Annotated in this window: 8 protein-coding genes; 6 read left to right on the plus strand and 2 right to left on the minus strand. The window is 50.2% G+C overall.

Going from position 1 to position 11,931, the window contains the following annotated elements:
- The first annotated feature begins 3 nt into the window (after positions 1 to 3).
- The 6 genes from RID21_RS15900 to RID21_RS15925 all read left to right on the plus strand — a co-directional run bounded on the left by RID21_RS15900 (position 4) and on the right by RID21_RS15925 (position 10,066).
- A complete protein-coding gene (locus RID21_RS15900) occupies positions 4 to 2,424 on the plus strand; it encodes a vWA domain-containing protein (protein WP_350190481.1) in 2,421 nt (806 codons plus the stop codon).
- A gap of 32 nt (positions 2,425 to 2,456) precedes the next feature.
- On the plus strand, positions 2,457 to 4,622 hold the full coding sequence (locus RID21_RS15905) for a mitotic spindle assembly checkpoint protein MAD1 (protein WP_350190483.1): 2,166 nt from the start codon (positions 2,457 to 2,459) through the stop codon (positions 4,620 to 4,622).
- A gap of 52 nt (positions 4,623 to 4,674) precedes the next feature.
- On the plus strand, positions 4,675 to 6,135 hold the full coding sequence (locus RID21_RS15910; protein ID WP_350190485.1) for a hypothetical protein: 1,461 nt from the start codon (positions 4,675 to 4,677) through the stop codon (positions 6,133 to 6,135).
- Complete coding sequence (locus RID21_RS15915; RefSeq protein ID WP_350190488.1) at positions 6,135 to 6,785, plus strand: hypothetical protein; 651 nt, start codon at positions 6,135 to 6,137, stop codon at positions 6,783 to 6,785. Before RID21_RS15910 ends, RID21_RS15915 begins: the two co-directional genes overlap by 1 nt.
- 4 nt (positions 6,786 to 6,789) lie before the next feature.
- Positions 6,790 to 8,604: an NPCBM/NEW2 domain-containing protein gene (locus tag RID21_RS15920; RefSeq protein ID WP_350190491.1), complete on the plus strand. Its 1,815-nt coding sequence runs from the start codon at positions 6,790 to 6,792 to the stop codon at positions 8,602 to 8,604.
- A 124-nt stretch (positions 8,605 to 8,728) separates the two neighbouring features.
- Positions 8,729 to 10,066, plus strand: a complete 1,338-nt coding sequence (locus RID21_RS15925) for a hypothetical protein (protein ID WP_350190493.1) — start codon at positions 8,729 to 8,731, stop codon at positions 10,064 to 10,066.
- A 30-nt stretch (positions 10,067 to 10,096) separates the two neighbouring features.
- On the opposite strand, the gene RID21_RS15930 is transcribed toward RID21_RS15925, so the two are convergent.
- Both RID21_RS15930 and pgsA read right to left on the minus strand, forming a co-directional pair.
- Entirely contained in the window at positions 10,097 to 11,098 is a 1,002-nt protein-coding gene (locus RID21_RS15930) for a site-2 protease family protein (RefSeq protein WP_350190495.1), read from the minus strand.
- Between the two features lie 156 nt (positions 11,099 to 11,254).
- Positions 11,255 to 11,884: a CDP-diacylglycerol--glycerol-3-phosphate 3-phosphatidyltransferase gene (gene pgsA / locus RID21_RS15935; RefSeq protein ID WP_350190497.1), complete on the minus strand. Its 630-nt coding sequence runs from the start codon at positions 11,882 to 11,884 to the stop codon at positions 11,255 to 11,257.
- Positions 11,885 to 11,931: the final 47 nt, after the last annotated feature.

Below are 11,931 nucleotides of genomic sequence, written 5' to 3' on the forward strand. Positions count from 1 at the left end.
GTTGTGAACTTGAACCGATTTCTGGAAAAACTGTTTGGTATTCAATCCTCGACCTGGGCCGAAGGTGGTCAGTGGTCCACGCAGTGGGTTGGCTTGCCGTCAGGAGATCGGATGCTCTTTCTGATTCTGGGAGTCGTCGTACTGATAGCTGGCGGCTGGTGGTTGTATCAACGGGATGCAAGGCAGATACCCCTGCTCCGCCGCTGTCTGTTGTACTCAATCCGAATTGCTTTGGTCCTGCTGGTGATTGCCATGCTGCTCGAACCTATTCTGGTATTGAGCAAAGAGGAAAAAATTCCTTCGCATCTGCTGGTCCTGTTGGATACTTCGCAGTCCATGTCGCTGAAGGATTCCTGGCAGGATGAAGAACGGGCCATGGAAGTGGCGCGTAGTCTGGGGATGTCGTCAGACGTGGATGCCCTCCGCAGAATGAACCGCCTGCAACTCGCGCAGAAATTAGTGACACCTTCATTCCTGAAAGACCTGTCTGCTGACGGAAAACGCACGGTCCACCTGCATGGGTTCAGTGATAAGTTCAATCCAGAGGCATTATCAGACTCTGAGGAATGGCACGCCGGTGGAAATGCGACTGCTATCGCCAGTTCTCTTCGCCAGGCACTGCTTTCCTATTCCGGGATGCCACTCTCGGGGGTTTTACTGATCAGCGATGGACAATCGACGGCTGGAGAACCGCCGGAGGAAGTCTTGCAGATGCTGTCTGATGAAGGAATCCCTCTGGTCGCGGTTGGAATGGGGACGACTGATGGACCGCGGAATGTTGCGATTACGGAACTCGAAGTCAGCCCGGTGGTGTTTGTGCAGGATGCGAACCAGCTGACGGTACATATTGAATCACGGGGAATGCAGGCTCAATCCGCGACCCTGCTGATTGAACAGCGACGCAATGGTGGGCCCTGGCAGGAATTCATTCGCGAGGATGTCGTGCTTAACCTCGAGGGTCAGTTACAACCGCGGACGTATCAGTTCACAGAAACAAAAACCGGTAAGGTCGAATTTCGAGCAAATATTATCGATGCGGGGCCGGAAATCTCGCAGGATGATAATCTGGCCTCCACCGAAGTACGCGTGATTCGACAGCGGTTGAATGTCCTGTTTATTGCAGGATCGACTTTTCCCGAAGTTCAGTTTCTGAGAAATACGTTTTTACGGGATCGACAGATTAATCTTTCGACCTGGCTCATGGCGGCTGATAAAACCTATGAACATCCGGGCGATCTGCCAATTCGTCGTCTGCCGGTCACTCAGGAAGAGCTCAACGATTATGACTGTGTGATATTATACGATCCTGATCCCAACGGCTGGCCTGTTAATTTCCCGGAGTTGCTTACGAATTTTGTGACCAAAGCAGGAGGTGGACTGGTCTATATTGCTGGTGAAATGCAGACCGCGAATATGTTCGATCATCAGTCTGATCCTACCCTGGACTGGTTAAACTTATTGCCTGTTATTCGAGAGCCGGGACTCTTTCGCTCTCAAGTTCAGATTCGGTTGAGTGCTCGCTCACCCTGGAAGCTGGATGTGACTACTCAGGGAGTCCAGGATCCCATTTTTAACTTTGCCAGTGATCGTCAGGCAAATGAGCAGCTTCTGAAAAATTTACCCGGCATGTTCTGGCACTTTCCGGTGACCAAAGCGAAACCGGGGGCGACGGTGCTCGCGGTTCATGCGGACCCCCGCATGCGAAATGAATATGGTCAGGAGGTTCTGATCGCCTCGCAACGCGTGGGACCCGGTTGGTCGATTTTTATTGGTTTTGACAGCACCTATCGCTGGCGGTATCTGAATGAGCAGTTGTTTGACGGATTCTGGGCACGAGTCGTGGATCGGGCCGGCAGGAGCAAACAACTGGGAGGAAATTACCCTTTCCGGCTTTCGACACCGCAGGCACAGTACCAGCCCGGAGAACAGGCTAAGGTGGTCGCCCGTTTTCTGGATGAGAGCCAGATCGAGCCTGGTTTACAGCGTTTATACGGTGAAGTAGAGCGTGGTGATGAACAGCCGATTCCACTGACGTTGACAGAAGGAAATCAAAGAGGTGAATTCTCTACGAACTTTCCGGTGCCGTCACCTGGGACGTATTTTGTCCGTGTCTGGATGGGAGATGAAGCAGCCGGGGCGAGCGTGAAGGCGGCTACCATGCCGATTAAAGTCGAATTTCCAAATCAGGAACTGCAAAATCCGACTCTGAACGAAGCATATCTGGAGACCATGTCGAGTTCGACGGGAGGTCGGGTCTATCAGTTGTCAGAAATGAACGACATTGTAAACGCCTTCAAAATTAAAGAGGTCTCTCGATTTCTGGAAGAACGTCAGGAAATCTGGGATGCACCAATTTTCTATTTCTTAATCTTTGGTTTACTGGTTACAGAATGGATTTTGCGAAAGTGGTGCCGTCTGATTTAAAGATGGTATAGCATTACAGGAGTCAGCGGTAGATGTCCAAACTAAAGTCGCATGAATATGCCGAGCTGCAAAACACGATTTCCAGAAAGCTGGATCGTGTAGGACGTGCGCTGCGCCGGCATATTCTGCTGGAAGCGGCGACACGAATCGGCTTGGCTATGCTGTCTCTGGCTGCTTTTTCACTTCTATTTGACTGGTGGCTGGAATTGAGTCTGGCAACCCGTGTCGGATGCATGCTGGCGGGATTTGCGATCATCGGTTATCTGTTGTGGCGGTATATCTACATTCCGTTCCAGGTCTCTCTTTCGCCTATTGAAGTGGCTAATCTGATCGACCGTGCGCGGCGGGTCAATGATCAGCAGGCACTGGCGCCTCAGGTGGCTAGCCTGTTACAGTTGCCTGGCCATCAGCATGAAGCAGATCAGTCTAATGAGATGATCGCGCAGGCGGTACAGGAAAATTATCAGCGTCTCAGCAATTTTCCTTACGAGAAAACAATCAACCAGAAGCACACCCAGGCCTGTCTGCTGGGACTTTTCGCAGCTATTCTGATTCCGGTCTGTTTTCTGATGATTCTGCCAGCAACGGCACAATTATGGGGAGCGCGCTGGTTACTCGGTTCCAGTCAGCCCTGGCCTCGTGATACCCGATTAATTGTCGTTGGTCTGCAAGAAGGACAGTGGGTGCTTCCACGGGGGGAAGCGGCGACCTTACAGATTCAGGTGGAGGATGCAGACAAGCCGACGGAGAGTGTCTGGCTTTCTCTGAAGGATGCAAATGGTGAGAGTGAAACAATTACCATGAATCGCTTTCAGGCAGGAGATTTTCGCTATGAACTGCCCCCTGTTCAACTTCCGCTTCAGGCACAGGCCTGGGGAGGTGATGGCCAGACAGAACTTTTTGAAATCGTTCCCATCGATCGACCCCGGATTACCGATTTATCGATTCGTGCATCGCATCCCCGTCTTTCGGAACCTTTTGTATCTCATTTTTCGGCTTCGGAAGGAAATGTCCGATTACTGCCTCAGTCAAAAGTGACATTAGAGCTGACCACGAATGTGAAGGTCCGCAAGATTGACGTTGATTCTGAGGAGATCTCGTTACAATGGAACAGTACGGATGGAAAGCATTTCCAGACAGAATGGACACATGAGAAACCCGTTAATTTCAGGCTGACGTTACATTCTGCTGAGCACGAAATCAGTTCCCATCCTCGTCCGGTATCCATTGGTGTACAACCAGATCGCAGCCCGCGGCTTAGTTTTCGTTATTCAGGGCTGCGGCAGAGAATTACTCCACAGGCAACGATCCCCTTTTCGATCTTAGCTCGCGATGATTTTGGCATACGCCAGGTGGGGATGACATCAGAAGTTCCTTTGACCGGGATTGCAACTTCAGAAAAATCAGCAATTGAACCCGAGGAAGTAGCGGATTTATCGACTCCGAAAAATATGAATCATGAGCAGAATTATCCTGTTTATGGACCGGAGGATCCTGCGAGAGAGACCGTTGTCGAGCATGAACAACGGGTTTCCATTGCCGAGATGAAACTGAATCCGGGAGCGGTGATTACATTTCAAAGTTTTGCAGAAGACAACTGTTTCACAGGGCGTCAGAAAACCAACTCACGACAGTTAGTGTTTCGAGTGGTCAAGCCTGAGGAACTGTTCCGCGAAATTCTGTTGCGACAGCAGCAATTAAGGGCACGGCTCCGAAAGTCACGCGATCAGGCAGAGCAGTTACGTGATAAATTGAAACTAGCCCGGAATTCGGAAGAAGCAGCGGCCTGGATTCGAGAGCATCAGTTGATCCGCCGGGAAGTCGGACAGGTCAGTCATGCTTTAAACAGTTCTGTGGAAGAGATGAAACTGAACCAGCTGGGAGGTGCGGAGACCTGGCAGTTAATCGAGCAGACGGTGCTCAAACCGTTGCAAGGTCTACACGATCGTGAGATGGAACAGCAACGACAATCTCTGGAGTCACTTCGGAGCCAGTCCCCTGAACCACTTTCACAACTGACCGATCAGCAGGATCAGATTGTAAAGACGATGGACCAGATCTTGAACAATATGGCCCAATGGGACAGTTTCATCGACGTAGTCAATCAATTAAACGCCGTAATTAAACTGGAACAGGTCGTCAAAGATAAAACAGAAGAACTCAAAAAGAAGCAGACTGATTCCATTTTTGATAAGTAAAGGGTGTGACGATCGCGTCACTCTGAATCCCCCTGTGATGGAGGTGTGGGACATGCGAAACAGAGACAAGGCAAGAAAATACGGGATGATCTGGTTGGTCGTACTGACCGTTCAGCTGGGAGCGATTCAGGCGAAAGACAAGTCAGAGACCGTGTCCAATACTGCGGTCAGTTCAAGTGAGAAAGTAACGCCTCGGAAACGGATTCAGTTCGAGCAGGACAAAGCCAAGGCGCACATGCAGGAGTTAGAGGAGCGAATGTTTCGACTCTCCCGACTGATTCAGGAGTCGCAGCCCGAGGACGCCGCCAGACTACTGCTGGGATTACGTAAAGCTCGCGAACAGTTGATTCTGGATCGGATGGGAGAAGCTTCCCGAATGCTGGATGACCTGAAGTTGAATCAAGCCAGCCAGGAGCAGAAGGAAATTCTGGTACTGCTGGAAGAACTGAAAAAACTGCTGCTGACAGCAGATATCGGGCTGGAGCTGAAACTGGAACAGTTGCGTAAATTGATTGATTCTCGAGAAACCTTGAACAAACTCATCAAAAAAGAGGAGCTTCAGCTTTCTCACACACTGGAGCAGCAGAAAAAACAAAAGACCGATTCTGAGAAATTCAAGGCCCTGGAAACCAGTGAACGTCGCAATCAGAAGTCTGCTGAAAATCTGCAGCAACAACTGCGTGAATACGGAGCTGCATCGAAAGGAATCTGTAATTCACTATCGGGAGCCGGTAAATGCATGGGAGGCGCCTGTAAAAAACTGGGAGAGTCTAAACCTAAGCCGGCTTCACAAGACCAGAAAAAAGCAATAGAGCAGTTGAGCCGTGCGGATCAGGAAACACAGAAACTGGAAGAACAACTGCGAAAAGAAGTCGAGTCACTTGTTCGTCAACGTGTAATGGATCAGTTGCAGGATATGATTGTGCAACAGAAACAGATCCGCGAAGTTACGACCAAGCTGCAGGACCGGGTGTCGCAGAAGCAGAAACAGGCACTGGCGGCAGTCAGGAGACTGTCGAATTCCGAAGAGAAGATTATCACTCTCTGTTCAGAGTCAATAGAGCTCTGCGAATTGACCCGTTTCAGCCTGGTTCTGCCTGTTGCGCTGGGCGCGATTCGCGAACAGATGGAATTCGTCAGCGAAGGGCTGGAACAGGGACAGGCCGATCAGGAGATCATCACAGATCAGCAGCAGATCGAGAAAGATCTCCAGGCACTGCTCGATGCGATGCAGGAAGCTTCGCGGCCGGCCAGTAAGAATGGCAGTGGTCAATGTAAGGGGTGCCAGGGGAATCGGAATAAACTGCTGGCGGAAGTCAAAATGCTCCGTTGGATGCAGCAGTTCGTGCACATTCGGACAGAAAGCCTGGATCGACAGATTGCAGATAAAAAGATCACTGGAGATTCGCTGAAAGACCGTATCGAACTGCTGACGGTGCGACAGAAAGAGATCGACACGGTTACCGGTCGCTTACACAGTATGACCTGTCCTCATTGTCTGGGAGGTGAATGATGGCACTCACGCAAATCTGCTTAAAACATTGCTATGTATATCTGTCGGTGACAGTCTGTTGCATGTCGCTCTGGTTGGAGACGGCCCAGGCTGTCGACATTGATCCCCCAGTGAAAACAGAGAAAGCAGTCGAGGCTGCTAAACCAGTCCCTGTCCCGGGAAAAATTGCACCAGGCACTCTTCCTGGTCAGCAGGATGTGATGTCCCTGATGCGCGATGATGCCTGGTTGAAAGATCCGTTTAAGAATATCCAGACCGATGTCAAATCGGTGATTAATGATTTCGATCAAGGCCAGACGGAAAAACCAGCCAGGACAACTCAGCCGCGAATTATTTCCCGTTTGGACACCTTGATTGAGATGCTTGAGAAATCCTGCAAGAAAGGGGGCGGTGGCGCAGGTGCGAATCCATCACGCCCGGCAAATGCTTCGACACTGGGAAAAGGTCCCGGCGGACAGGGAGACCTCAGAGCGCCCGACAAAAAAGGACGCAACTGGGCCGACCTGACGCCCAAACAGCGCGAGAAAATTCTGCAGTCACGAACGGAGGGCTTTCCTCCCGGCTATGAAGACATACTGGCAGATTACTTTCGCCGACTGGCGCGGAACAAGGATCTGAAGAAAAATGAGACGACTGATAAACAAGAGTAAAATCATGAATCGAATGCTGGTTTCAACCGGATGGAGTCTTATCTGGCTGTCTGCGCTGTTGTTCAGCCTGGAGGAGCATGTTCTGGCTGATGAGGTAATGCTTTACGACGGGAAAAAAATCAGCGGTCAGATTCGGAGTATCACCGCTGACTCATTGACTGTAGACGTTGGGAAACAGCAGCAGAGGGTGAACCTGTTTGATGTAACATCATACAAATTTGTCGAGCCTGCCCTGCCACAAAACGTCAGTCAGTTATTAATTGATGGTGAGAAACCCAGCTATACCAGTGGGCCACGCACCGCAAAAATCAAGCTGCGAAAAGGGTATCACCGATTTACTCTGCCCTATTATCATACGCTGGGGGTGGCGAAGCTGGAGATCAAAATGTCGGGGCCTGGGATCAAAAATACAGAAGTACCCCGCGAGATGCTTTCCCGGGTCACGGATCAGGTAAGGAAAATAGCCACGCGTGAGTATCAGGTCGATCAGGCTGGTTTCCGTTTGCCAGTAGAAGTCAAACAGCCGGAACGGTATGTTGCCTACCGACTGATGGAATGGACTGATCCGGCGGCAGTAAAATCGATTCTGGATCTGCGTTACCTGTCTGTGAAAAAATATGGTGCCAGTCCGCGCCTGGCACTGTTAACCAAACGCAGTGCGATTCATTTTGGAATTATTTATGAGGGACTCATCAAGATTCCGCAGGATGGCGAATATACATTTTCGATTGATACAGACAAAAACAGTAAGGCACAGTTTTATCTCGGAGCGTTTCCTCGTGAACTGTATCGCAAATCGCTGGGTAAAAAAGAATCCAGCTGGAAACTGGCCTTTGATCAGGACGGAAAGCTGACGGGTAAACTAAAACAGTGGGATGCTAACGGAGTTGTCATGACCCTGCCACTCGCATCTCAGGATGTTGATGTTAAATTGCAGCCTGATGTGATTCAGGAAGTCTGGCATCAGGCAGAAGGAATCAGTCAACCAGGAAGTTCTGAACGAAAAGGCGAATCGAAGACTGAAGATACCGCTTACATTCGAACCAGTGATGGGAAAGTTCACCGGGTGTCAGGCGAAGTTGTGAGTATGGATAGTCAGAGCCTGCGGTTCCTCTACCAGGGAGAGGAACGTGAAGTCAAACAGGATCGCGTTGTAGGGCTCGTGCTGCACAAAAAACGAACTGAGAAAAAAAACAGCCTTAAGCTAATCAGTCTGATTCGACTGGTCGGTGGTTCTCAACTGCCGGGGGTGGTCTCATCTACCGATCCCTCTCAGCTGACGATTGACCTGCCTGGCGGGGCTAAACTGTCTGTATCCAACGAAGATCTGGAATCTGTAAAAACGATCAATGCCCGCTCTGTCTCATTGACGGAAATCATTCCTGAGACTGTAACAGAGGTGCCATTTTTCAATCAGGTCTTTCCTTATCAAATAAACCGTTCATTTAACGGAAAAGAGCTGCAGATCGGCAAGCAGTTATTTTCAAAAGGCTTGTGTGTACATGCGAAAACGATCCTGGTTTATCGTCTCGATCGCCAGTTCGAGAAATTCACTGTGACCCCGGGACTGCAGCATGCGACCGGCGATTCCGGCAACGTCGCTGTGACTGTATTGGCAGATGGGAAAACCCTGTTTGAGAACCAGGAATTTACCAGTCAGACGCAGCAGGGACCGCTCAACTTAGACGTCAGCGGTTGTCAACAACTGACTCTGACAGTTGATTTTGGCCAACAGCAGAATGTGGGAGACCGATTCGTCTGGGGAGCACCTCAGTTGATCCGGGCGTCTCCCCAGGGCCTGGCTGTCAGTAAGAAATAGATCAGATTTGGATGAAGTAATGGCAGATATCATCATGAATACACAGGATAAATGTATTTCTAAGAGCAGAGCACTGGAGTTTCAGTCTCGCTCTCTTAGTAAACTGTTTTGTGCTGGTTTGCTCATGGCAGTTCTCTTCGAGCCGATACTGGGAACTCACTGTCTGGCAGAAGGTGATCTAACTCAAGGTGGCTCGAAGCTGATTGTCCGTGATGTGGGAGTTTACCTGGTCTCTGCCCACGGAAAAAAAATGAATGATTCTGGTTTGTTCCGATCTACACTGCCGGGCTTCATGCAGTCGCGGCGGTTGAGTGCTGAGAAAGAGGAAAGCGATAAACCGACTCCTCTGGGGTTGATAACATTTGCTGGACCAGAAGTTAAAGATATCGATGTTCTGGTGGAATTCCCCTCAGGGCGATTCCTTTCTCACTGGCCCACGGCGCGGATCCAGTCCCGACGAATTTACTGGCGCTCCTGCCAACTCACGAAATCAGGTTCGACAAGCTTTCAGATCCCGGGTTCTCACTGGCTGAGCCCCCTGCAGCAGGCTGATCGCCTGTTTGTAAATGCGAACAACAAAAGTGAACGCTTCATTCTATATGATGTTGAGGTCAATCATACGCCCCAGGTATCCATGACCCACTCAGCAGACGGGTTTCAGATTCAGGGCCGGGAGCCCGGGGGGCTACAGCATCTGACGGTCATTCAACCGACAGACAATCCAAAGCAATGGAAACTGGCAGCCATTGATCAGGTTCCTGGATTGTCAAAACAGAAGTCGAAACCGCAGTCCGGGACAGGTGATAAAACGAAAGTATCTGAGAACGATCCTCTCTCTGATAAAAAACTCAAAGCCAAGGCGGCAGCAGAAGAAGCAGCGAAGTTGAAAGTTCTGGGGAATCAACTTCGGAACGTAGGTGCGCTACCACAGTTGTTATCTGGTAAAGCTGCTGATTCAAAGAAGCCTGCAACACCCGCGAAGACGGAAGCTAAAGTGGTTCCCGTCAAAGTACCCTATGTAGAAAAGCAGCCGGTTTCGCGTGAACAGATCCTGAGTTTCTGGGGAGACTATCTGAGTAATCGGGGGCTGGGAAAACCTGAGATTGAGTATGTGCAGCGCATTCTGAATGAATATGGTTTTCGAGAAGATCAGGCAACGGTCATTTATTGCATGGATGAAGGAGTTCTCGACAAAAGTGTCCCGCTGGAACTGACCCCCCATCCTGATGTGCTACGTCGGATTGCACTGGTGATTCTGGTTGACGTGGATCCTGCATTGCAGAAGCACATTGATCTGTTAATCGCGCAGCTTGGTGATCCGGTCTGGGCGAAGCGGGAAGAGGCTCAGCAGGAACTGGCGGAATATGGTCGGGCAGCCCAAAAACAGTTGCAGCAGGCCACGAAAAATAAAGATCTGGAGATCGTCTTTCGATCAGAACAACTGTTGGAGAAAATCAAATAATCTGCTGCTTCAGATCTCGCTACCTGGCGATTAATGAATCGTGATCGGGGTCAGAGTAAAGCCGATGATGAAAAACGCGAGAGTTGCCCAGCCGATAAATGTTCGCATGGGGCCCAGCTCAACGGTATCGTCGGCAGTAGGAGGATGTGTGACTCCGAAGAAGATGAGCAGCAGAATCAGCAGCGAATAGGAAAATTCATTGGAATACGCCATATATCCAATCGCACCGAGCAGAACCAACTGAGCGACAACATTGGCTCGTTTGCCGATCAGGGTATACAGGATGTGTCCTCCATCCAACTGTCCAATGGGGATCAGGTTCAGGGCAGTGATGAAGATTCCAACCCAGCCTGCAAACAGCATTGAGTTCATGGCGATTTCCTGGTTTTCAGCCAGGGGGCCGTGTACCAGTGTAATCATCCATTTCAGAATCAGTGGTTCGCCGAAACTGACGACTCCAGAGCCGGGAAGGATCGTTTCCACGGTTGAATTGAGCAGCCCCCAGTAAACGAAGGGAATTGCAAACACCAGCCCTGCCAGAGGACCGGAGACCGCGATATCGAACATTTGCTTGCGATCGGCAACTCCACCACGCTGCAGAATGACTGCTCCCATGGTACCAAAGGGGCTCATCGGCATGGGGATAAAAATCGGACGGGTCGCCGGGATGTGGTAACGTCGCGACTGGAGATAGTGTCCCATTTCATGCGAGAGCAGGATCAACATCACCGGGCCGGCATATGAAAAGCCGTTGCTGAAAAACGTTGCCCAGCCCATGGCCTGGATTTTCGAGTACAACAACTGGAACTGCCCGGGAGTCGGAATAAAAGGGCTATGTGTGCCGCCGACGATCAGCGTGCTCAGACAGGTCAGAATGAAGAGAACCAACGGGACCTTGCTCCGCGTGGGAGCAGATGGCCTGCTGTAGACAGGTTGCCGGGGTGAATAACCCTTGACCTCGGTCTGATAGTCACCGGGCTTAACCTCAATGATCTGGTCAGAAGGAGGCCGCGGCTGGTTTACGTCATTCATACATCTATTCAAATACAAGAGCTGATAAAATTAGTAGTTCAATCCATTTTATACCGCTGACAGCATTAAGATGAGCTGTGATTTTGCTGAATTCTCGAATTTGTTATTCGAATCGACTGATAGAATATTGCGAAGATATGTCTGGAATATCTCAGATTACAGTGGGTTACGTTTCAGCATCCGGGAGGCACGAAGCACGTAATCAATGCCACTGTACAGTGTAATCAGAGCCGTTGCCCAGATAGTAACATCGCGAAACATCAGGAAACCGGGGGTATTAAACGGGGCTTCAGGGCTCAATGAGAGCAGGCTGACCACAACGGCGACACACTGTACGCCCATTTTAATTTTCCCACTCCAGCTGGCAGAAAAATCGCGTCCTCTTTTTTCGAGGAAGCCACGGAGGCTGGTGATAAACATTTCTCGACCGATGATGATCAGGACGAACCAGGCATTGATTCCGGAAGCAGAACCCCTTTCCAGGAGGAAGATAAAAGCACCACAGATGATGAATTTATCCACAAAGGGGTCCATGATCCGGCCCAGCGTTGTGACCTGATTGTATTTTCGAGCGAAATAACCGTCCAGAAAATCTGTAGCTGCTGCCACGATGAACAGGCAGGCAGAGGTTTTCCACCAGCCTTCGAGATAGATTATCACGAACAGGATCAGTGAGAGTACCAGTCGACTGACGGTGATCAGGTTGGGCAGGTTCCAGATTTCAGGCCCCAGCAGCTCCGTACCTGGCCCGGTATTCTCGGATTGAGGTTCCGAAGTCGAATTCATATTGGCTTCAGGATCTTTGAATGAACAATGTGTCAATTATCAGCGCA

Origin of the sequence: Gimesia sp. (assembly GCF_040219335.1) — a bacterium.
In the GTDB taxonomy this organism is placed as follows: domain Bacteria; phylum Planctomycetota; class Planctomycetia; order Planctomycetales; family Planctomycetaceae; genus Gimesia.